General features: G+C 68.9%; 22 protein-coding genes and 1 tRNA gene. 13 read left to right on the top strand and 10 right to left on the bottom strand.

The annotated features are described in order from the left end of the window. Positions 1-42: 42 nt before the first annotated feature. Genes FB464_RS18245 through FB464_RS18235 form a run of 3 tightly spaced genes read right to left on the bottom strand, consistent with a single transcriptional unit; the run spans position 43 to position 1245 of the window. Positions 43-693 carry a hypothetical protein gene (locus FB464_RS18245; protein WP_116415771.1) on the bottom strand — a complete coding sequence of 217 codons (651 nt, stop codon included), beginning with the start codon at positions 691-693 and terminating at the stop codon, positions 43-45. 4 nt (positions 694-697) lie between these two features. Continuing rightward, positions 698-997 carry a hypothetical protein gene (locus FB464_RS18240; protein WP_142206756.1) on the bottom strand — a complete coding sequence of 100 codons (300 nt, stop codon included), beginning with the start codon at positions 995-997 and terminating at the stop codon, positions 698-700. An 8-nt stretch (positions 998-1005) separates the two neighbouring features. After that, positions 1006-1245 carry a helix-turn-helix transcriptional regulator gene (locus FB464_RS18235; RefSeq protein ID WP_116415772.1) on the bottom strand — a complete coding sequence of 80 codons (240 nt, stop codon included), beginning with the start codon at positions 1243-1245 and terminating at the stop codon, positions 1006-1008. Between the two features lie 138 nt (positions 1246-1383). On the opposite strand from FB464_RS18235, the gene FB464_RS18230 reads away from it, so the two are divergent. Then, a complete protein-coding gene (locus tag FB464_RS18230) occupies positions 1384-1971 on the top strand; it encodes a helix-turn-helix transcriptional regulator (RefSeq protein WP_116415773.1) in 588 nt (195 codons plus the stop codon). A gap of 47 nt (positions 1972-2018) precedes the next feature. Continuing rightward, positions 2019-3104 carry a tyrosine-type recombinase/integrase gene (locus FB464_RS18225; RefSeq protein ID WP_246093129.1) on the top strand — a complete coding sequence of 362 codons (1086 nt, stop codon included), beginning with the start codon at positions 2019-2021 and terminating at the stop codon, positions 3102-3104. Between the two features lie 37 nt (positions 3105-3141). Here the strand turns inward: FB464_RS18225 and FB464_RS18220 are convergent. Further along, positions 3142-3231, bottom strand: a tRNA-Ser gene (locus FB464_RS18220). Between the two features lie 52 nt (positions 3232-3283). Next, a complete protein-coding gene (locus tag FB464_RS18215; protein ID WP_170151973.1) occupies positions 3284-4357 on the bottom strand; it encodes an alpha/beta fold hydrolase in 1074 nt (357 codons plus the stop codon). A gap of 86 nt (positions 4358-4443) precedes the next feature. Here FB464_RS18215 and FB464_RS18210 point away from each other — a divergent pair, with 86 nt between their 5' ends. From FB464_RS18210 to radA, 3 genes are all read left to right on the top strand, one after another. Next, positions 4444-5232, top strand: a complete 789-nt coding sequence (locus FB464_RS18210; protein ID WP_116415776.1) for a PIG-L family deacetylase — start codon at positions 4444-4446, stop codon at positions 5230-5232. 106 nt (positions 5233-5338) lie between these two features. Further along, complete coding sequence (locus FB464_RS18205; protein WP_116415777.1) at positions 5339-6115, top strand: hypothetical protein; 777 nt, start codon at positions 5339-5341, stop codon at positions 6113-6115. A 122-nt stretch (positions 6116-6237) separates the two neighbouring features. Further along, positions 6238-7566 (top strand): DNA repair protein RadA, encoded by a 1329-nt coding sequence (gene radA, locus FB464_RS18200; protein WP_116415778.1) that lies wholly within the window; start codon positions 6238-6240, stop codon positions 7564-7566. A gap of 401 nt (positions 7567-7967) precedes the next feature. Here radA and FB464_RS18195 read toward each other — a convergent pair whose 3' ends face one another. Further along, positions 7968-9623 (bottom strand): carboxylesterase/lipase family protein, encoded by a 1656-nt coding sequence (locus FB464_RS18195; RefSeq protein ID WP_116415779.1) that lies wholly within the window; start codon positions 9621-9623, stop codon positions 7968-7970. A gap of 191 nt (positions 9624-9814) precedes the next feature. On the opposite strand from FB464_RS18195, the gene FB464_RS18190 reads away from it, so the two are divergent. Then, positions 9815-10069 (top strand): hypothetical protein, encoded by a 255-nt coding sequence (locus FB464_RS18190; RefSeq protein ID WP_142206755.1) that lies wholly within the window; start codon positions 9815-9817, stop codon positions 10067-10069. A gap of 424 nt (positions 10070-10493) precedes the next feature. Here FB464_RS18190 and FB464_RS18185 read toward each other — a convergent pair whose 3' ends face one another. Both FB464_RS18185 and FB464_RS18180 read right to left on the bottom strand, forming a co-directional pair. Then, on the bottom strand, positions 10494-11171 hold the full coding sequence (locus tag FB464_RS18185; RefSeq protein ID WP_116415780.1) for a hypothetical protein: 678 nt from the start codon (positions 11169-11171) through the stop codon (positions 10494-10496). A 122-nt stretch (positions 11172-11293) separates the two neighbouring features. Beyond that, complete coding sequence (locus FB464_RS18180; protein WP_116415781.1) at positions 11294-13012, bottom strand: phosphoenolpyruvate--protein phosphotransferase; 1719 nt, start codon at positions 13010-13012, stop codon at positions 11294-11296. A 190-nt stretch (positions 13013-13202) separates the two neighbouring features. Between FB464_RS18180 and FB464_RS18175 the strand changes: the two genes are divergently transcribed. The 7 genes from FB464_RS18175 (at position 13203) to FB464_RS18145 (ending at position 20559) form a co-directional block, all read left to right on the top strand. Next, on the top strand, positions 13203-13610 hold the full coding sequence (locus FB464_RS18175) for an ester cyclase (RefSeq protein WP_116415782.1): 408 nt from the start codon (positions 13203-13205) through the stop codon (positions 13608-13610). Between the two features lie 108 nt (positions 13611-13718). Then, positions 13719-15461, top strand: a complete 1743-nt coding sequence (locus tag FB464_RS18170) for a phenylacetate--CoA ligase family protein (protein ID WP_211327400.1) — start codon at positions 13719-13721, stop codon at positions 15459-15461. Continuing rightward, positions 15458-16456 (top strand): hypothetical protein, encoded by a 999-nt coding sequence (locus FB464_RS20035; protein WP_211327401.1) that lies wholly within the window; start codon positions 15458-15460, stop codon positions 16454-16456. The genes FB464_RS18170 and FB464_RS20035 overlap by 4 nt, the downstream gene beginning before the upstream one ends. Beyond that, complete coding sequence (locus FB464_RS18160; RefSeq protein WP_211327402.1) at positions 16453-17721, top strand: hypothetical protein; 1269 nt, start codon at positions 16453-16455, stop codon at positions 17719-17721. Before FB464_RS20035 ends, FB464_RS18160 begins: the two co-directional genes overlap by 4 nt. After that, entirely contained in the window at positions 17718-19256 is a 1539-nt protein-coding gene (locus tag FB464_RS19945; RefSeq protein ID WP_170151974.1) for a hypothetical protein, read from the top strand. Before FB464_RS18160 ends, FB464_RS19945 begins: the two co-directional genes overlap by 4 nt. Beyond that, the gene (locus tag FB464_RS18150; RefSeq protein WP_116415783.1) at positions 19253-20329 is read left to right on the top strand and encodes an alpha/beta hydrolase; all 1077 of its coding nucleotides are present in this window, start codon (positions 19253-19255) and stop codon (positions 20327-20329) included. Before FB464_RS19945 ends, FB464_RS18150 begins: the two co-directional genes overlap by 4 nt. A gap of 59 nt (positions 20330-20388) precedes the next feature. Next, positions 20389-20559, top strand: a complete 171-nt coding sequence (locus FB464_RS18145; protein WP_170151820.1) for a hypothetical protein — start codon at positions 20389-20391, stop codon at positions 20557-20559. 118 nt (positions 20560-20677) lie between these two features. Here the strand turns inward: FB464_RS18145 and FB464_RS18140 are convergent, their stop codons facing one another. Both FB464_RS18140 and FB464_RS18135 read right to left on the bottom strand, forming a co-directional pair. Further along, positions 20678-21202, bottom strand: coding sequence for an 8-oxo-dGTP diphosphatase (locus tag FB464_RS18140; RefSeq protein ID WP_170151975.1), 525 nt, complete (start codon positions 21200-21202; stop codon positions 20678-20680). Positions 21203-21234: 32 nt separating this feature from the next. Next, a complete protein-coding gene (locus tag FB464_RS18135) occupies positions 21235-21804 on the bottom strand; it encodes an amino-acid N-acetyltransferase (RefSeq protein WP_116415786.1) in 570 nt (189 codons plus the stop codon). Positions 21805-21918 lie beyond the last annotated feature (114 nt).

Raw genomic sequence — 21918 nt, 5'->3', positions numbered from 1 at the left:
AGTGCCTTTGCGCCCGCTGCTGGGGCTGTTGTCGAGGTGCCTCTAGATCGTCGCGAGATCGGCGCCGATGCCCGCCAGGGAGACGGCCGACTTCATTCGTTCGAGCTTGTCGGCGACCGAGCGAAGACTTGCTACGAACGGTGCGATGTCTTCGAGCGCGAAGCTTCGATCGACCGTGATGTCCACGCCCAGAAAGGGAGTGCCCGTCTCGCCCTCCTGCTGCACCCAAGCCTCCACCCCGCTCTGCTGGCAGGCAGTGGGAGCGAAGCCTAGATCTTGGATGACACCGAGGCGGCGCTCGTGCACAAGCTCCGTGAGCGGAAGTACGCTGCCGTGCGCCTGGTGTCCGACGCACCATTCGAAGTCGGGGCAGGGATACCAGCCCCACAACTGCAGGCGCACCATACGTTCCCCATCAATCTCGACCACCTCCTCAGCCGAGTATCTTCCGTCGAAGACGTGGGTGCCGGCATCGTCAGTGATGCTGTCACCCACCCATCCGCGCAGGAGGGCCTTTGCTGTCTCATCCGCGACAGTGTGTTCGAACTCGAGCCCATCAGCATCGTAGGAGCGCGTCCACAGTGACTCGCCGATTGCCTGGCCGTTCTTGTAGATCTTTCCTTCGAACTCGGCCACGGGAACGTATTTGACGAGTTGCACGGTGGGGCGGTGTGCGAGAATAGTGGTTGACATCTTGTCATTCCTTCGGTTCGTGAGTGTTCGGTTGGGATTGCTGCCCTCGGTCTGTTGACGCAGATTCGGGGGCATTTTTCTTGAGGTGCAGCCGCTGGTAGCCGCTGCGTCGGGATTCGGTCACGTAGCACTGGCTCAGGAGCGGCCGCAGTTCATCTGCGTCGATCCAGAAGCGCAAGCCGCTCTCGTGAGTGATTTGGTACTGGCCAGGGGCGAGGTTGCGCATGGCGCGCTCTCCCGTCTGGTCCCGGTAAGTCAAGGAGTTGTAGTCGAGCGCAGCGTCAGCTCGGCCGAAATTGGTCACGATGGCGCTTAGGCGACGGCGTCCTGAGCGGTCCCACGCCTGGCACTTGCTTCGATCCATTCGATGACTTCGGATTTCTCGTAGATGACTGTTCTCGCAGTCGGCTTGCGATACTTCGGACCCTTGCCGGTGAATCGCAAGCCGGCGAGTGCGCCTTTGGTCATCCCAGGGATCATCGCGGCTGCTTCGTCGGGCGAAAGGTACTCGGGCTGATCCGCGATAAGTCGCGAAGTGAGCGGGATTGTCATCGGGTCTCCATTCTGGTGTTCGGAATCGGTATTTCTAACACCATAAGTCTTGCACAGGTGGGGTCTGTTGGAGGGGTAAAACACCAGAAAGAATTATCTGAATGGCTTTTCGCACGCCAAGTTGGTTAGGGTGGGCCCATGGCAAATGACAGCGAACGAATATTTGAAAGCGGCGACGAAGCCTTCGCCTCGATGTTTCGAGTCGCTCGTGAGGCCAAGGGGCTGACCCAAGACGATGTTGCGCGTCACATGTCTATGCGCAACTACGACTTTCACCAGCAGACCGTCTACAAGATTGAGAACGGTAGAAGGCGAGTCACGGTCGGGGAGGGCGTCGAGCTCGCGAGTCTGGTTGGACTTCCTGTCGAGGCGCTGGCAGATCGATTCCCTGATTCCCCCGAGTCCCTTGCAAACAACGTCAAGGAGGCAGGCAGGACTTTCGGGGAAGAGCTGTTTGATATGGCCGACAGTATGCGCGCTCTGAGGGCGATTCGAGACGAGTACGTCCATGCAGTTCGGCGATACGCAGAGCACCCCACTGCTTGGGCGGCGAACAGCGACGGCGCCCGGGTGCCTCAGTCCGTGATATTTGAATCACTTGCGCTATTCGACGGGATCCAGGCCTATGCGACGTCTTGGCAGGAACTCTTGAACAACTCCGATGCTCGGCGCACTCTTGCCGCAGTGGGATGGGATCCAGCAGAAGCACACGAGACCGCAATCTGATGGGGAGCGTTTATCCGTATGAGTCGGCCGCGGGCAAACGATACCGAGTGCTCTACCGGAAGCCTGATCACGCTCAGGCTCAGAAGCGCGGTTTTAAGACGAAGCGTGAAGCGGAGCAGTTCCTACACTCGGTGGAGAACGCAAAGAACCGCGGCGAGTTCATCGACGCTGCTGCCGCCCGCTCCACCGTTTCCCAATTGGGCGCCGAATGGCTCGCCTCACAAACGCAGCTCAAGGCCTCTTCCTATCGACCGGTCGAAATCGCGTGGCGGCTGTACGTCGAACCTGTCTGGGGCGCGAGGTCCGTCGGTGAGATCCGGCACAGTCAGATTCAGACATGGGTGTCTGAGATGAGCCGGGCCAAGGGTGCGACGACTGTGCTGAGAGCGTACGGAGTCCTCGCTGGAATCCTCGACGTAGCAGTCCGCGATCGGCGGGTCACCGCAAACGCTGCACGAGGGGTTAACCTCCCTCGCAAGACCGGCAAGAAGCGGGTATACCTCTCTCACGACCAGGTGCAAGCGTTGGCCGACAACGCACGAGAGAACAGCACCATGGTCCTGTTCCTTGCCTACACGGGCCTCAGGTGGGGCGAGGCGACAGCACTTCGTGTCGGCGACCTCGACACCCTCAGGCGGCGTGCTCAGGTGTCGGAGAACGCGGTAGGAGTTAGCGGCAAGATCATCGTGGGGACGCCAAAGTCTCACCTCTCGAGATCCGTTCCGTACCCGGCCTTCCTGTCCAATCCATTAGCGCGCCTTTGCGAGGGGAAAGATCGGACGCAACTCATCTTCGGAGACGGCGTCAACTACATGCACCTTCCGCACTCATTGCGCGGCTGGTTCACCGCTGCGGTCAAGCGGACTCAGGCCCAAGATGAGTCCTTCGATCGGGTGACTGTGCATGACCTCAGGCACACGGCCGCTTCCCTTGCGATCAGCGCCGGCGCGAACGTGAAGGCGGTGCAAAGAATGCTCGGCCACGCGTCTGCAGCAATGACCCTGGATACCTACGCAGACCTGTTTGACGACGATCTTGATGCTGTTGCGACGGCGCTCGATCACGCGAAGAACTCATCGGATGTTGCCAATACGTTGCCGGATCAGGTCAGCGGGAATGCAAAAACCCCCTGACTTCCGCTTGTTTGCTGGAAAGTCAGGGGGTCTTGGTTGGCGGTACCGGTGGGATTTGAACCCACGGTGCTCTTTCAAGCACACAACTTTTCGAGAGTTGCACCTTCGGCCGCTCGGACACGGTACCGGGGGATACTTTACGGCACCCTGAGACGGCGCGCCAATCGAGCCCGGGTGAGTCAGTCGGTGCCGCTGGTCGGGCCCGTCTCGCCGCGAGCCGCTGCCGCCGCGCGCGCCTCTTCGCCGACGCGCTCGCGCTCCGAGGCTGACACGCGCGACGCATCACCGGCCTGCTCCATTGCTTCAGCGTGCTGTGTCTTGCCGCGCGCGATCAGATCGTCGTCGCCGCGCGCGATTCCCACGGATTCGACCAGGCGGCCTTTGACGGCGGCCAGGGCATCCGGAACCGACACCGGCGGCGGCGCATCGGGAATGTCGTCGGCATCGGTGTCGTAGACGCGCAGGGTGTCGGAGTCGCGCAGCGGCTCACCACTCGTCGCCTGCTCCGCGTGCTCGACGCAGAGCCGTGCGACTTCTTCGGCGTGCGCGTGCATGACCGAGTGCGCGGCGCCCGGCATCTCCCAGAGTCGCGAGTTCGGCAGCAGACGACCGACCTCCTCGACCCAGTCCCGGGGCGCAACCGCATCGAATTCGCCGCGAATCACGAGCGTGTGCGCCTGGATGTTCGGCAGCGCCCTCTCGATCGGGTACGACATCATCTTCGGCAGGATCCGCGAGAACCATTTGAAGCCGCAGAGCGCGTACGCGCTGATCGCGAGGAACTTCACCTTGAACGGTTCATGCCAGGCGGCCTGGAGGAAGCGGACGGCTGCGCGGGCGATCCACCGTTCATGGCGGTTCACGACCGGCCCGATCAGCACCACCGTCGAGATCTCCGGCCGGCGTGAGACAAGGTCGCTGACGATCTGCGTGCCCATCGAGTGCCCCACGATGACGGGATCGTTCAACGCGAGGTCGTCGATGACCTTGCCCACGAGGTCGGCGTACTGGCGGATCGTCATGGCGTCGTCCGGGTGCGGCACTCCCCCGAAGCCGGGCAGGTCGAGGGCGTGCACCGGGCCGAACTCGTTCAGGTTCGGAGCGAGTCGCTCGAAGTACGTTGAGGAGACACCGATCCCGGGCACCAGCACGAACGGACGCACGCCGGTCGTGCCGATCGTGTTGACGCGGGCATACGTGTCGCGCTTCGCCGAATACACGCGGCTGACGTCGACCTGGATGCGGGATGCCATCCCCCAAGGGTAGCGCGCCGCCGCCGTGCGGCCCGATGCCCATCGCCGCCGCGGCATCCCCTAAGCGGGCGCAATACGCTAGAGGCATGCTGTTCCCCGAACTCGAAGGCCACCCCGGGGCATCCGTGGTGCTGCTGCACGCCCACCCCGACGACGAGACGCTAGCCACCGGCGGGCTGATGGCACGGCTGGTGGCGGATGGATGTCGCGTGGTACTCGTCACCGGAACACGCGGTGAGCGTGGAGAGGTGGTGCCGGGGCCGCTCAAGTCTCTGGAGGGCACCCCGGAACTCGCCGGAGTCCGCGTCACCGAACTCGCAGCGGCGATGCATGCGCTCGGAGTCGCCGACCATCGTTTCCTCGGGGCCGGGGCATCGACGGAGGCGCACAGCGCGCGGGCCGTCGGGTCGGCCCCTCGCATATATGCCGATTCGGGCATGCAGTGGGGTCCTGACGGCACGGCCGTTGCGGCCGACGACGCTCCTTTCGACGCACTGAGCCTCGCCCCGATCGACGAGATCGTCGATGACATCCTCGTCGTAGTGCGGGATGTAGCGCCGCGCCTGTTGGTCAGTTATGACGAGAGGGGTGGGTACGGGCATCCGGACCACGTGCGGATGCACGACGCCGCCGTCGCGGTGTCGAAGGCGACGGGCATACCTCTCTATAGGGTGGTCGCCGACTGGGACGGGGATGCACCCTTTGGTGGGAGCGACGTCGTCGTACCGCTCGGCCCCCAGCGAGCCTCGAAGTTCGCCGCCCTCGCCGCGCACTCGACCCAGCTGACGGTCGACGGGGGTGACATCGTGCTCTCTGGCGGGCAGCGGCACACCGTCGCAGACACAGAAGTCTTCCGACGATTCCCCACTCTGTGACGGGGCCGGATTCCCCGGAACGCGGCGGGCGCCGAGTGTTAGGCTCGCCTTACCGGACCCTGTACAAACGCGCTCGGTCTCTGACAAGAAGGGCACATTTCCCCAAATGAGCTTCATCACCTCGGCCGCCTTTGCGGAAAAGGGCTACGTCGTCCTCGACTCCTACGACCAGGCCGCCGACCCGAAAGAATGGCTCGACCTAGAGTTCGTCGACTGGAAATCATCCGGCGTCACCCGCTTCGCCCCCCTCGCGAGCGCGTTCGGCGAGATGGAGTGCAACGGGTTCTGGAACCACACGCCCCCGCGCACCGACAAAGACGGCGTCTGGGTGCAGGCGAATGTGGATGTCGCGCCCATCCTGAAGGCCCGCGCCGAGGAGCCGGGTGCGAACATCGGCCGCTGCCGCGTGATCGAACTGCAGCCGAACGACTACACGAACGCCATCTACAACCTGCACCAGGACGACAACAACCGGCTGAACCCCGAGGGCACCGGATGGATCGTGCGGGGCTTCTTCAACCTGTCGGATGACCCGTCGTCGGTGCTGATCCTTCGCGAAGACCGTTTCAATCCCGACACCGAGGTGCGCATCCCGCTTCCCGCCGGTGCGCAGGTCATCGTCGACACCCAGCGTTTCTGGCACGCTGTCTGGCAGGTCGGCCCCGAGCCGCGCTACTGCCTGATCACATCGTGGGAGTCGGGCCCCGAGCTCGACGCCTACATCGAGAAGTACCACGGTGCATCGAACAACGTGAACCCGCCCCTCGACCCGCAGGTCATCGAAGACGCCCAGGCCGAGGTGCGTCGTCGCCTGGCCGAACGCTCCGCCACGCTCGCGTCGCAGGGCAAGAAGCTCGCCGACCCGGTCGATCCCGAGGCGTAACCCACGCTGCCCTTTCCGGGTTCTGGATGCTCGTCTCCTCCACAGGGGGCGGGCATTCGTGTTTCTCCACCGGTTCCGCCGCGGCTCCCGGGAGTGTCGGTGGCCCAGCCTAGGGTTGGGGCATGCCGACGAAACCCCTCAGCAACTTCAAGTGCACCGAGTGCGGGTGGACGACCCTCCGCTGGGCCGGGCGCTGCGGCGAGTGCCAGGCGTGGGGCACCGTCGTCTCCGCGGCGGAGTCCACCGGGCTGCAGGGCCAGGTGCGCGCCGTCAACATCGACCAGGCGAGCATCGCACGGCCGATCACCGAGATCGAGACCGATGCGGCGATGCACTGGGCGACCGGCATCACCGAGTTCGACCGCGTGCTGGGCGGAGGGCTCGTGCCGGGGGTGGCGATCCTGCTCTCGGGCGAACCGGGTGTCGGCAAGTCGACCCTGCTGCTCGAGGTTGCCGCGCGCGCGGCGCAGGAACACCTGCGGGTGCTGTACGTCAGCGCCGAGGAGTCCGTCGGGCAGATCAAGATGCGGGCCGAGCGAACCCGATCCCTCTCCCCCACACTGATGCTGGCGGCCGAGACCGATCTCGCCACGATCCTCGGCCAGATCGACGCCGTCATGCCGCACCTCGTCATCGTCGACTCGGTGCAGACCGTGAGCAGCTCACAGATCGAGGGGGCCGCCGGCGGCCCCACACAGGTGCGGGCCGTTGCGTCGGCGCTCATCCGCGTGGCGAAGGAGCGGTCGCTCCCGGTGCTGCTCGTCGGGCACGTCACGAAAGACGGCTCCATCGCGGGGCCGCGCGTGCTGGAACACCTGGTCGACGTCGTCTGCCAGTTCGAAGGCGACCGGCAGACCGCGCTGCGCTTCGTTCGCACGCTCAAGAACCGGTTCGGCCCGACCGACGAGGTCGGCTGCTTCGAGATGACCGGCGAGGGCATCCGCGAGGTACCCGACCCGAGCGGGCTGTTCCTCAGCCGCGGGGTAGAAGCCGTCAGCGGCACCTGCGTCACCGTCGCGCTCGAGGGCCGTCGCGCGCTGCCCGTCGAGGTGCAGGCGCTCGTCGTGGCGACGACGGCACCGAACCCGCGGCGGGTGACGAACGGCGTCGACTCCTCCCGGGTGTCAATGCTGCTGGCGGTGCTCGAGCGGCGCCTGAAGGTGAAGCTCTCCGACAAAGACGTCTACGTGTCGACGGTCGGCGGGGTCAAGCTCACCGACCCGTCGGCCGACCTCGCGATCGCGCTGGCCATCGCCTCCGCCAACAACGACAGGGCGCTGCCGCACAACTTCCTCGCCTTCGGGGAGATCAGTCTCGCGGGCGAGGTGCGTCCGGTGACGTCGAGCGACCTGCGCGCGACGGAGGCGCGCCGGCTGGGCTTCACGAACATCCTCGGCCCCGGCCAGACAAGCATCCGCCAGGCGTTCTCGACGGCTTTCGAGGCGGCGTAGGAGTCGTCGACCTCGGGCACCCAGCCGGCGGTCCGCCCGGCCGGCCCCGCGCTTCCGGTCCCGATCACGCCCGCGTCACGGCTGCGCCCGCACCCCCGTTCCGCCCCCCGGCCCCGCGCATCCGCACCCGCACCCGCGCACTATGCGCCGCCTCTACCCCGCGCCGCCTCTGCCCCGCGCGCAACCCGCGCGCCTTCAGGCGCGGGCGAAGGGACGCATATCGTCCGAACGTGACCGCCATGCCGCGATTCGGGTCCCTTCGGACCGCGAGGGTGCCATGCGGCCACGCGCGGCCACGTCCGGCCACGTCCGGCCACGTCCGGCCACGCGCGGCCACGTCCGGGTCGGGACCAGCCACTTCACGCCCTTCCCGCCGCGGATCCGGGCGGGGGCGGGAGGGATCACACGTGCGGCACGAAGGCCTGCCAGGCCAGGCGGCGGGAGGCTCGCGGGTCCCGTTCGATGCGGTCCGACTCGTCGATGACGAGCGTCTGACGAGATTCTCCGTCATAGAGCGGCCATTCGATCACGCTCTTCGCGATGCCGGGAACGCCGCCGGCACCCACCGACCCGGTGTACGCGAACCTCACCCAGTACTCGCGCATGCGCGCCCCCGCCGCAAGGAACGCCCGCCGCCCACCCAGCACCGTCATCGTGCGCCCGAAGGCCCCACCCATCCGGTCGAACAGCGCGAAGAGTTCGAGTCCGTGGGTCGCGTCGAACCCTGCGAGCCGCACCAGCCGCGGGGCGATGTCGAAACGGTAGAAGTACACCGGCGCGAACCGTGCGTGCCGCTCCGCCACCTTCACCGTCGGGTACCAGAACGCGTAGTCGCCGCCGAAGTCCGCTGCCGCACGCTTTGCCGGCAGGCCCGGGTACTCTCCTTTGATCGCTTTCCGCGCCTTCTTCTTGGTGTTCGAGAAGATCGCCCGGATCCGTTTCGGCGTCGTCGCGAGAATGTCGAGCCGCCCGCTGAACAGGGACCCCTCGCGGTCGTTCGTGCCGATGATGAGTGGAACGGGATGCGCCCGCCCGGCTTTGAACGCATCGAGCGGTCGTTCGGGCAGGAAGTCGCCGTCGATCACCGGGCACAGTGCGATGGTGCCGGGATGAAGGTCCGGCGCGGTCGTCGTGAGGGCATCCGTCGCGCGAATGAGGTCATGCCAGTCAGCCGACACGAGCAACTGGCCGGCATCCTCGGCACTCGTGTTCTCCACGCTGTCGTTCGCGACGCGGGCGCTCAGCAGCTCGACGAACTCGGACGCCCACAGCCTCGTCTGCGATGGCGGATACACCGCGTTCGTCGGTGAGCTCTGCGCGATGGCACGAGCGAAGAGTCCGGATGCCCGGGGCACCGTCATCAACGTTGTCACGGCGTTTGCGCCGGCCGATTCCCCGAACAGGGTCACACGGTCAGGGTCACCTCCGAACGCGCGGATGTTCGCCGCCACCCACTCGAGGGCAGCCACACAGTCCTTCAGACCGAGATTGTTCTCGATCGTGCGCTCCGGTGTGGAATACGCCGTGAAGTCGAGGAATCCGAGCGCTCCGAGGCGATAGTTGATACTCACGTAGACGACGTTCCCCTGGCGTACGAGCGTGTCCCCGTTGTGCGGCACCTCAGCGGAAGACCCGACGCTGTACGCGCCGCCGTGGACGAACACCATCACCGGCAGCAGAGGCTCTGCATGCCCGGAATCGTCGGCCCCGGGCATCCGCGAGCCTGCCGGTCGCACCACGTTGAGCGTGAGGCAGTCCTCGCTCATCGGCGCGTTCTTCGCTGCGCCGATGAAGTTGCCCTCGCGGGACTGCGGCGCGACGGCCCCGAAACGGCTCGCATCGCGTACGCCATGCCAGGCCTCGGGCGGGAACGGTGCCCGGAACCGCAGTTCGCCGACGGGAGGCCGCGCGTACGGCAGCCCTCGCCACGTCTCGACGCCGTGCTCCCGGATGCCGCGGGCGAGGCCCTGGGCCGTCGACACCTCGAGCAGGGAGCCCTCGCCCCCCGTCAACTGGTCATGCGGGGAAGCCGGTCTGCGAGGGCGCGCTGTGGACATACCGTGATGCTAACCGCGACGGATGAACGCTCTCTGCCGAATGAGAGGCTCTGGCTGGTAAACCAGAGTATTAATATGTCATATTGTACTGATTGTTCCCACAAGGAGCTCGCACGCCCTCACCTCACCCAGTGATCCGGCACCCGGGGTTTTCGCGACGAAGATCCCACACCACGGAGAAGGCGGGATCCATGTCAGGCGCACACGAACCGACGACCCCTGCCGCACCAGCGGCCGAGACCCCTCCCGGGCCTGTCTCCGACGACACCGAGCGCTGTGGGATGGACGACTGCGCAGAACCCGCGACGCGACGACTCACCTTGTCCCACCGCGGCACGCCCATGACTCTGGACGTGTGCCGCGAGCACGGCCACGACATCGATTGGGGAGTCATCCACCGCAACAGCTGGCTGCGGTGCGCCATCCCCCTCCCCCCGACATCCTGAGATCCATCCAGTCGTTTGAGGTGTTCCGTCAGAACGAGGACGGCGCGGCCCCTGGGAGTACACAGCGGCCGCGCCGCGGCGGGGGCCGACTGTCGCCTGTTCCTAGCAGACAGCAGCCGGAAAACCCCACCCGATCAGCTCGAGCAACCCGAAACTTGCTCTTCGCTGTCCCTACCTTTGTACAGCACGCAGCCCTACCGGCGTGTCACCCCTGTACGGGTCCCCCCTTTTTTGGGTGATGGCCTCCGCAGCGATGGGGGGAATATGGTAGAGACGCAGCCCGAAATCTGCTGCTGGCTCACACGGTGTTCCTAGCACCGAGTCGGCCCTTCTCAGGCCGCCTGAGTCCCCCGTTCCCACGGGGACTCGGGCGACCGGGCACCTCGCCCTCAAGCGCGTGGCGCGGTGGGTCAGGGGCCCAGCGTCAGGTGAGGATGAACTGGGTGGTCGCCGCCGAGGCGATGCCGTCGACCGAGACCGTGAGGTGGTACGAGGCGCCGCCTGCGGGCACGGCGGCCTGGGTGCCTGAGCACGTCGACGGCGAAGAGCGCACGCGGTTCCACGCGAACGGCGTCGACGTCACGACGACACCGGGCTCAAGCATCGCGGGGGTGTCGGATGGGTCGCTCTGGCAGTCGGTCGACAGCCAGTAGACCTCGGTACCGCTGGTGATCGTGTAGACCTGCTTCGAGGTGCCGGCGTTGATGGTGCACGGCGAGGATCCGGTGTTGACGATGCTGAACGACAGCTGGGGCAGGGAACCGGCTGCGTAGCTGCTCGCGTCGGTGATGGCGGTGACGGTGATGTTCCCGGCGGCGCACGCGGCGGAACCGTCGGTCGCTGCACCGTCGGTGGCCGCGCCGGCGGCGGCTTCCGGGGCGGCAGCGCCCGCGACATCCGGTGCCGAACCACCGGTCGGCGAGGTCGACGCGTTCGGCACAGCCGCCTGCTGGTTGCCGACCGACGGAGAACCACTGCCGGAACCGGGCTTCAGGATGATCAGCAGCACGACCACGACAACCGCCAGCAGCCCCAGCAGCAGGACGGCCCGCCGCCGGCGGTACACCTTCGGCGAGTGTCGACGGGGCCGCGGGGTGGTCATGGGGAAAGGGTACCTGTCGCGTCTGACAGGGCCGTGTCATCGCTGGGCGAGCCCGCGAAACGGCCGTGGGCGAGCCGCGAAACGCCGTCGGCGTGCAGGAGAATCGCTGACCGCGAGACTCCCTAGCCCACCGCGTTCGCGGCGGCGAGCCGGCTGACCGCGGTGCGGGCCCTCGACGCCGAGGTCGCCTTCAGCGCCGCCCGGGCGAGCGCCTCCGCCTCCACGGTCGTGTGCCGTGCAAGCTCCGCCCGCACGTCGGCGATCGCGGCCGGGGTCATCGAGAGCGAGGTGACGCCGAGTCCGACCAGCACCACCGCGAGCAGCGGATCCGCCGCGGCCTCGCCGCACACCCCGACCGGCTTGCCGGCGTCACGGCCGGCCCGGCCGAGCATCCCGACGAGCCTCAAGACGGCCGGATGCCACGGATCCTGCAGGTTCGCGACAGAGCCGAGCAGGCGGTCGGCCGCGAGGGTGTACTGCGTCAGATCGTTCGTGCCGATGCTGACGAAGTCGGCCGTCTCGAAGATCTGGTCGGCGACGAGCGCGGAGGAGGGCACCTCGGCCATCACTCCAGCCACCTGGATACCGAGCTCCCGGGCGACGGTCGTGAAGTACTCGGAGTCGTCGGCGTCGGCCACCATCGGGGCCATCACCCACAGGTCGACTCGCTCACCCGCACCACCCCCGCCGTGCCTCCCAGCCCCGAGCACACCGGCGCCGTTCACCGCCTCCTCCGCCCGCGCGAGCGCCGTCAGCTGGTCGATGAGGATCTGCTCGCTCGCCCGCAGCGCCCGGATGCCACGGAGCCCGAGCGCCGGGTTCTCCTCCGGCGCATCGTTCAGGAAGCTCAGCGGCTTGTCCGCGCCGGCGTCGAGCACGCGAACGACCACCTTCTTGCCGACGAAGGCGCGCAGCATCCGCTCGTACTCGACGTACTGCTCCTCGACCGTCGGCGCGGCGCTCGCGTCGAGGAAGAGGAACTCGGTACGGAAGAGCCCGACACCCTCCGCACCCGCCGCCAGCGCCTCGGCGGCACCGTCGGCCGAGCCGAGGTTGGCGAGCAGCGGCACCGGGGTTCCGTCGGCGAGCGCACCGGGCGTGAGCGGGGCCGCCGCGAGGGCGGCGCGTTCGGCGATGCGCTGCCGGGCATCCAGAACATCGGCCTCTGAAGGCGACGTGTCGACGGTGCCGGCCGCGGCATCCAGAACCACCAGGGTGCCGTCGGCGAGGTTCTCGGCACCCTCCACCCCGACGATTGCGGGGATCGACTTCGACCGGGCCAGGATCGCGGTGTGCGAGGTCGGCCCGCCTTCGCGAGTGATCAACCCCATCACCTTCCCGAGGTCGAGCAGCGCCGTGTCTGCGGGCGCGAGGTCGTGGGCGACGAGGATGAACGGGGCGTCCGATTCGGGGATGCCCGGCGCCGGCACGCCCCTCAGCTGCGCGATCACGCGGCGGGAGACATCGTCGAGGTCGGTGGCTCGTTCGGCCATGTAGCCGCCCATCTGCACGAGCAGGTCGCGGAAGCCGGCATAGGCCTCGAATACGGCGCGCTCACCCGTCTTGCCGTCGCCGAGCCGGGCCTCGATGTCTTCGACGATGGTCGGATCGGCGGCCATCAGCGCCTGGGCGTTCAACACGTCCTGCGCCTGCCCGCCGGCCTTCTCACCCCGCGCCGACAGGTCTTCGGAGACGGCAGTGAGGGCGGCCTGCACGCGCGCGAACGCCTCCTGCTGCGGCTCTGTGGCGACCTCGTCGACCGGCTCGGAGAGGGGTTCGGGCATCCGCAGCGTCGGCCCCACGGCGACCGATCGTCCGACTCCGACACCGTTCAACACCATCGTGATCTCCTCCGACCGGCAGGCTGTGCTGCGTCCGTCGTCTCCAGAATAGTGCGGTGGATGACCGGCCCGCCGGTCCCGGAGGCTGTCGGTTTCCCCGCCCCCGCGCAACCCTCTGCCTGGAGTCGGGCCGTGAACATAGTCTCGGAACGGGGCACGGACGTGTACCCCGCGACAGAAAGGCAACGACATGTCAGAGGAATCCAACATCGAAGTGCAGCAGAAGTTCGGCGAAGCGGTGAACAACCGTGACTTCGCCGCGTTCGACGACCTCGTCGCGGCCGACTGTGTCGACAACGACCCGGGCCCCGGCCAGGTCGCCGGCCCTGAAGGCTACAAGGCGCTGTTCACCGAGCTCGTCACGGCCTTCCCCGACTTTGCGCTGGAGGTCGAGAGGCTCGTCGCAAATGACACCGACGTGTCCTTCGCCTACACGGCGACCGGCACCCACCAGGGCCCGCTGATGGGCCACGACGCGACCGGCCGCAGTGTGTCCTTCCGCGGCCTGCAGATCAGCCGGTTCGAGAACGGCAAGATGGTCGAACGCTGGGGCAGCAGCGACCAGCTCGGGATGCTGCAGCAACTCGGTCTCGCCTAGGATTTCTGCGAGCGCGATCGAGCGGTGACGAATTCTCAGCTTGACGCGGCTTGACCGCCTAGACTGTTCCCGGGGATGATCGACGCGGCATCCCCGGGAGGAGATCGCTTGTCCAGGCTGAGCCGCCCCACGCCGCGCCCGACTCGGCTGCTCCGGCAGGCCGTGCTGCGCCTCTCGACGGCGATCGTCACCGCCTTCTACGGGGTCTACCGGTTGCACCCTGTGCTGTGGCGCTTCACCGCCCGGCACTACCACCCGTCGTTCGAACGCTTCGCCCGCTGGAACGCCTGGGCCATCTGCCAGCAGGCCTACCTCGACGTACCGGCCTACCGCCGCTACCTCGACGAGCACGACTTCGTCTTCGACTGGTGGAACCTGTCGTCGTACCAGCCGACGTCGAAGAAGGAGTACGTCGACCGCTTCTCGGAGGAGGATCGCTGCTGGAACGGTGAGATCGTCACCATTGGAACCGTCGTCGACGAGTCGAGCGGTTCGAGCGGCACCCCCTACAACTGGATGCGCTCGAAAGACGAACTCGACACGGTGCACAAGAACGTGGCGGGCTACATCACCCTGCTCTTCGGCAGCCGCCGGCTGTTCTGCATCAACGCCTTCTCGATGGGAGCGTGGGCCACCGGAACGAACACGGGTCTTGCCATGTCGAAGGTGGCGATGGTGAAGAACACCGGGCCCGACATCGACAAGATCGTCGACACTCTCGCGCACTTCGGGCCGGGTTACACCTATCTCGTCAGCGCCTACCCACCCTTCCTGAAGCACCTGCGCGATCGCCTCGACGCCGACGGCTTCGACTGGGACGCCCACGAACTCAACGGTTTCGTCGGCGGCGAAGCGCTCACCGAGGGGCTCCGCGACTACATCGAGAAGCGGTTCGTGCGGGTCTACTCGGGGTACGGCGCCTCCGACCTCACGATCGGCATGGCCGGCGAGAGCGACCTCTCGGTGTGGTTGCGCCGGAGCCTCGTGGCGAACGCCGATCTGCGCGAGCTCGTGCTCGGCGAGGGCGAAGACCGCACGCCGATGGTGTTCCAGTACAACCCGCTCGAGACCTACCTCGAGACCACCGCCGAGGGCGAACTGCTCGTGACGCTCAACTCGACCGCGATCATGAGCCCGAAGGTGCGCTACAACATCGGTGACGAGGCGGCGATCGTGACGTTCCCCGAGATGCAGGCGCTCGTGGGCCGGTTCCCGCGTCTTGCACTCGCCTTCGAGCGGGCGTTCTCCTCGCAGCGCATGAAGCTGCCGTTCGTGCTGCTCTTCGGGCGGAAAGATTCCACGATCTCCTACATGGGGGCCAACATCTATCCGATCGACGTGGAGAACGGTCTGTACCTCGACAATCCCTATGCGTCGAACATCGAGTCGTTCAAGCTCAGCCTGCTCGACATCGGCGGGCTCGAGCAGCGGCCGGTCATCCACCTGCAGCTGCGCGCCGGTGCCTCGCTGGCTCCGGATGACCGGCAGGCCCTGCGCGAGGCGTCGGCCGCCGGCGTGCTCCGCCACCTCGCGAGCGTCTCGCGCGACATCGCCCAGTCGCTCGAGGAGGATCCGACGGCCGCCGACGTGCGCGTCGAGGTGCACGACCACGGCACGGGAGTGTTCGAGCACGGGTCGTCGAAGATCAAGAACGTGTACCTGGTGGATGCCGCGGACCGCGGTGCGGCGGGCGGCGGCGGTGCCGCGCCGGTAGCCGGTGCGAGTGGCGCGGCGGGCGCCGCGGGTGGCGCTGCGGGGGGCGGCGGTGCCGCGGGCGGCGAGGCGGGTGCCGGCGGTGCCGCGGGTGGCAGCGGTGCCGCGGGCGGCGCGGCGGGCGCCGAGGGGCCATGAGGACCACCGACTTCTCGCGGGCGCCGAAGCAGGGGCAGGCCGAGGCGATGGTCGTGGTGGAGGTCGCCCGCGGGTCGCGGGGCCGCGCTGAGGCATCCGCCCTGTCCCCCGGCGAGATCGCCACGGCGCTTCAGCGCGCGGACGGCCACATCTGGTCCAAGCGGTTCACGCGCCGCGGGTTCTCGCAGGGTGTCGTCGCGTGCTTCGCCACCGCCCGCGACGCCCACACCGCCACCGAGGCACTCGGCCGAGCGGGGACGGGGGCCGCGACATCCACGGCCGTACTCGCCGCCGACCCGAGCGGGTACAGCAACGGCGTCTGGCGCGCGGAAGGCAACGTGATGGCGCACATCCCCACCTTCACCCCCACCTCGGTCGAGGCCGCGCGCGGCTCCGCCGGCCCGCCCGTCGCCCGGCCCACGACCACGGGAACGGCCACGGCCACGGCCACGGCCGATCGAAACCCCGAAAGTAGTCGGTATCCGCGAGCCAGAGCGACAACTTTCGGGGTTTCGATTCAGGAGCAGGGGGGCGGGATACCGGTGACGGATGCCCGCGCGATGTTCATCGGGGCGACCAAGTACCGCGGCCCGCGGGCGCTCGTGCAGCTGTCACGCACGTGGTATCCGATGGTGGCGCGCATGCAGACGCTCCGCGGCTACGTGTGGCACACGGTGTACTGGGAGCCGCCCTTCACCCTCGGAACCCTCGCCTTCTTCGCCACGCGCGACGATCTCCTGTCATTCGCCAGGCTTCCGGCCCACCGCACTCTCATGCAATGGATCACCCGCGACACCAGGAACGGCACCGGTGGTTACATCCGCCTGCACCTCGCGCCGGGCGAGGCACCTGCCGACAACGCGGTGGCTCCCGAGGACAGCACACCTCCGGCGCCCACCGCAGCCCAGGCACACCCGGCGCCCGCCACCCCCGCACCCCCGGCGCCCGGCGCCCCGGAGCCACCCGCGCCACGCGCCGATGGGGAGGCGCCGTGACCGTCACCGTGGAGCAGGTCAGCACCCGCGCCGCACTCGACGAGTTCATCGCGATGCCGCTCGGCCTCCAGCCGCGGAACCTCGCGGTGCCTCTGCTGGAGGCGAGCATCCGGTCGTGGTTCACCGGGCGGAGCCCGCATCCGGAGCCCATCGACCTGCTGCTCGCCCGCGACAGCAGCGGAACCGTCGTCGGCCGCACGACCTCCCACACCGACCGGCGGCTCGACGCAAAATTCGGCGAGCGGCTGCAGCTGTTCGGGGCGACCGAGTTCCGTGACGGGGAGGCGGCGAGCGCGCTCTTCGCCGAACTCGACCGGCGCGCACGCGCGCGGTCGGGCGGCTCCGCCGACGCCCTCTTCGGACCGGTCTCGCTGCTGCCCAACCAGGCCGGAGGCGTCATCACCTCCGGGTTCGGCGAGCGCGGGTTCGTCGACTCCGCCTGGAACGACGAATTCGTGCCGATCGTCTACGAGGCGGAAGGTTTCGAGCGCTGGGGCGAGGCCGACACCTGGCTCGTCGAAATGGGCGCGGCCCCGGCAGCCGAACCGACGCCCGCCGAATGGGCGGCCGCCGGCCTGACCTTGGCTCACGGCTCGAAGCGTGAAATGAAGCGGCTCGTGCCCGAACTGCTCACTCTCCTCAACGCGTCGTTCGCCCAGCTGCCGTACTACACCGAGATCTCCGCGGCCGAGATGGCTTCGGCGACCGACGGCCTCACGTTCCTGCTCGACGAGCAGTTGCTCCTGCTCGCCCGCGACAGCGCGTCGGGCAGGGCGGTGGCGTTCGTGCTCGTCGTACCCGACATCACCGAGTTCGTGCAGCGGGTCGGCGGTCGGCTCGGGCCGCTCCACCAGGTGCAGCTGCTCCTGACGCGTGGTCGGTACCGCCGCGAGGCGATCCTCGTGATCCAAGGCACGGATCCCGAGCGGCAGGGGCAGGGCATCCTCAGCCTGCTGAGCCGGCAGTTGCAGGCGAACCTGGTCGCCGGCGGGTACCGCGCGCTCCGGAGCACCTACGTCGGCCGCGATAACCCCGCCTCGACAGCCCAGTTCGCACGCTTCGGCGGGCGGACGCTGCACGGCTACACGTTCTACCGGCGCCCGCTGCAGCAGGGGCAGGCTCTGGATGCCCGGGCTGCCGCCGCAGGCGACTCAGCGGATGCCCGGGGTGCCGTCGCGCCTCCGCCGACCACCGCCGCGCGGCCCACCGCTGCCGCGCCACCGCCCGCCGCGCCACCGCCCACATCCGAGGGAGCCACCCCGTGACCGACCACCCCACCGCCGACCTGCTCGCGAGCCTGATCACGCTGGCGGGACGCGCGCCGTCGCCGCACAACACGCAGCCGTGGTCGCCGCACATCGTCGGAGGTGGCGGGGATGCCGTCGCCGGCGCGACAGGCAGCGCGGCCGATGGCGGTGCGGCAGGCGATGGCGCGTCCGGCGGTGCGTCCGGCGGTGGCGGTGCGGCCAGCGGCGCCGACGCAGGTGGCGCAGCCATCGAGGTGTGCGTCGTGCCGAGCCGCACGCTGCCTGCGGGGGATCCGAGCTTCCGTGACGTCGTGCTCGCGCTCGGCGCCTGGGTCGAGAGCTTCGCGATCGGCGCCGCGGAGGCCGGTTTCGACACCCGCGTCGAAACCCTGGCCCAGCTCGAACGGCTCGAGGAACTCCCGCTGACCGGCCCGGCCGACGGCGCACGCCCCGTGCTGCGGGTCAGCCTCGTCCCCACCGGCACCCCGGCCGGCACCCCGCCCCCACCTACAGGGACTCCGCCCGCCACCGGATCTGTGCGCTCCACCTCCCTGCCACCTGTCGCCCCGCCCGGCACCGCGTTGCCCACCCCCGCCGCTTCCACCGGCACCCCGCCCGGCACCGCGCCGGCGCACCGCGCGCACCCCTTCACGTCCGCCGACGTGCGCGACAGGGCGGTTTTCCGGGGCCGGCTGGTCGGGCATCCGGCCACCTGGGACACGCTCAGCGACGTCGACCTGCCGCCGTGGCTCACCCTCCGGCGGCTCGACGACAAGGCGATGGCGTACCTCAGCCGGCTCGGCATCGCGTTCACGGCGTCGCGCCCGAGTGTGGCGAAGGAGCTTCTGCAGTGGCTGCGGCTCGACCCCGCCCATCCGCGTTACACCCGTGACGGGATGACCGACGCGATGCTCGGCATCCCGGCCCCGCTGGCCCGGCTCGCTGCGCCCGCGACGCGGTGGCGGCGCATCCAGAACCCGCTCGTGGGGGCAGCCGGGGTGGTGGGCCGCGCCGCCGAGTCGCTCGAACGGGCGCGCACCCTGCGCCCGCTCGCCCTCTCGCTCAGCGAGAGCGACCCAGAGTCGGCGACGCACCTGGTGCTGGTCGCGAACGCCCGGCTGGCCGCGCTCGATGACGGCCCGCGCACCACGGCCGCGATGGACAGCCGGATCGGCGTCTCGGAACCCGACGCCCTGGAGGCGGGACGCGTGCTGCAACGCCTGTGGCTGCACGCCCACACGCTCGGCCTCGTCGTCTCGCCGCACTCCGAACTCATCGACTCGCCGCTCGCGCACGGACTGCTGCGGAAGCGCCTGTCCCTCGGCCGAAGCGATGTGGCACTGTCGGTGTTCAGCGCGGGAGTGGCATCGGGCGAGGTCCCCCGGTCACCCCGGCTGACAGACGACCGCGGGTATGTGGGCGGCGGCGGCGCGGGCACCCACGGCGGCACCAGCGGCGGCGGCCCCCGCGGCGGCAGCGGCGGCCGCGGGGGCCGCGGCGGCGACAGCGGCCGCAGCACCGCCGGCACACCCGCCCGCGAGCACAGCCGATGACCGCGATCCCCCGCCGCGTGCTCGCCTGGGGCCGGGTGATGGACCGCTTCCCCTCCATGCACGTCGCCACCATGACGCCGAAGGACATCGCGCACAACCAGACGATGCAGCACGTGCCCGCGTTCGCCCGCCGCCTGCTGTTCGGCGCGCGGCACCGGGGCGTGCTGGTGGATGATCGCACCATCCCGACTCCCGCCGGGGACCTGCCCGTGCGCATCTACCGGCCGAAACCGGGCACCGCGCCCGCTCGCACCGCGCCCGCTCGCACCGCACGCGCTCGCCCCGCGCCCACCCGACCCACACGCAGCGCCCCGCCCACCGCCGCCGCCGCCCCGGCCACCCGCGACACCTCGACCCTCCCGGTCGCCCTCTACTTCCACGGCGGCGGCTGGACCCTCTTCGGCGCGCTCGATATGTGCGACTGGCTGCCGAGCCAGGTAGCGGCCGAGCTCGGAGCCATCGTGATCGCGGTCGACTACCGGCTCGCCCCCGAGCATCCGTTCCCCGCCGCTGTCGACGACGCGTACAGCGCGCTCGAGTGGGCCGCCGAGAACGCCCGCAGCCTCGGCGGCGACCCCGGCCGGCTCGCCGTCTTCGGCGACAGCGCGGGCGGCAACCTCGCCGCAGTGCTCACCCTCCTCACGTGCGACCGGGGCGGCCCGGTGATCGGCGCGCAGGGCCTCATCTACCCGGTGACCGACACCGATCTCGATGACCGGTCGATGCGCCAGAACGCCGAGAAACCCGTTCTGCACCAAACGGACATGCGCCGGTTCTTCGACCTCTACCTGGGCGACGACCCCGCCGATCCGGTGCGTACGGATGCCCGGGCGGCCCCGCTCCGCGCCGAAGACCTGAGCGGACTTCCGCCCGCGCTGGTACAGCTCGCGGCCCACGATGTGCTCCGTGACCAGGGTATTCGCTACGCCGAACGCCTCGTAGAAGCACGGGTGCTGACCGAGGTCCACGTCTACCCGGAGGCGACCCACGGCTGGGTCACCTACCCCCGCATCATGGCCGTCTCCCGGCGCGCCACCGACGACCTCGTGAGGTTCCTCCGCGCCCACACGTGACCGGTGGCCTGGTCGCCGTATCCGGATCCATGCTCCGCGCCCCGCACGGTGGAATCTGGGTGACGCCCCTCGTTGGCCTGCCGTTCCTCTACGTGCTGGCGATCCTGATCGGCACCGTCGGGACGGCGCTGCTCGTGATCGTGGCGAAGAACCCGAAGCGTGCGACGGAGCAGCCGGTCGACTCGCTCGAAGAGGACGACGCCAAGGAGACCTCGGCCGTCAACGCCTGATCCCCGCCGCTCGGCGCCCTGCGGGCCCGGCGCCTGCGCTTCCCATCGCGGGAGGGCGGGCGCCGGGCCCGCTCGCGTTGGCGGCGCCTCGCCGCTCGGCAGGCGAGCGGGCGGCGCTTCAGGCGAGTGGGAGGTCGCTCTCGGCGACGGTCGCGTTGTCGGGCGCGAACGAGAACCACGCGCGCACGCTGCCGCCTGCGAGAACGCCGGGCAGCCAGTGCTTCGCGTCGTCCCACATCAGCTCGAACGGGATCGCGTCGACCGCGAACCATTCCGGCGCGAGCTCGTCGGACGCGACCGGCTCCCCCTCCCAGCGCATGGCCGTGAACACGGTCGACTGCTGGCTCCACGAGCGCCTGTGCGGAAACTCGTAGTCGAGAAAGCCGACCTCGTGCAGGTCGGAGGCGGCGACACGGATGCCCGTCTCCTCCTCGATCTCGCGAGCGATGGCCTCGACCGCGGTCTCCCCCTTCTCGATCTTGCCGCCCGGACCGACGAGCTTGCCGATGCCCAGCCCGGTGAGCTTCCGGCCGAGCAGAACCTCGGTTCGACCATCCGCTCGCTCGCGCAGCAGGTAGCAGACGCACACCTGGTACGGCACCGGATGCCCGGGGGCGACCGGCCCGCCGGGTGAACCGGCCACGTGCTCAGGCTCCGGCGCCACTGCCGCCACCGCTAGAGGTGCTTCAGCATGCGCGTGTTGCCGAGGGTGTTCGGCTTCACACGGGCGAGGTCGAGGAACTCGGCTACACCCTCATCGGGCGAGCGCACGAGCTCGGCGTACACCTCGGGCGCGACGAGCGAGAGCGGCGAGGCGACGAAATCGTGCCGTTCGAAGAACGAGACCTCGAACGTGAGGCAGAACAGGCGGCTGAGGCCGAGCTCCCGGGCATCCGCCTCGATGCGTTCGAGCAGCGCATGGCCGACACCCTTGCCGAGGTACTCCCGGTCGACGGCGAGGGTGCGCACCTCACCCAGGTCTTCCCAGAAGACGTGCAGCGCGCCGCAGCCGACCGGGGTGCCGTGCTCGTCGACGGCGATGCGGAACTCCTGCACCGCCTCGTAGAGCACGACGGAGTCCTTGCCGAGCAGCACGCGCTCCTGCACCAGCGGCTCGGTGAGCTTCTGGATCCACGGCACATCGCTCGTGCGAGCCCGTCGCACCGTGACGCTGCCGCGCTTCGCGCCCACGCCCGTCCCCGTTGCGGGTGCGGCGTTGGAGGTTGCGGGCGTCGTCTCGGTCATGCTCCATCCTCCCGCACCCATCCCTGATCCCAAAAACGCCCGCCCCACCCCGTCCCGCGCCCTCGCCCCGTCCCGCGCCCCCGCCTCGCACTTCCCGCCCCACCCTGTCAATCG

This window comes from Subtercola boreus, assembly GCF_006716115.1.
Lineage (GTDB): Bacteria > Actinomycetota > Actinomycetes > Actinomycetales > Microbacteriaceae > Subtercola > Subtercola boreus.
Note: the sequence above shows the minus strand (reverse complement) of the source record. Positions and strands in the feature narration are given on the sequence as shown.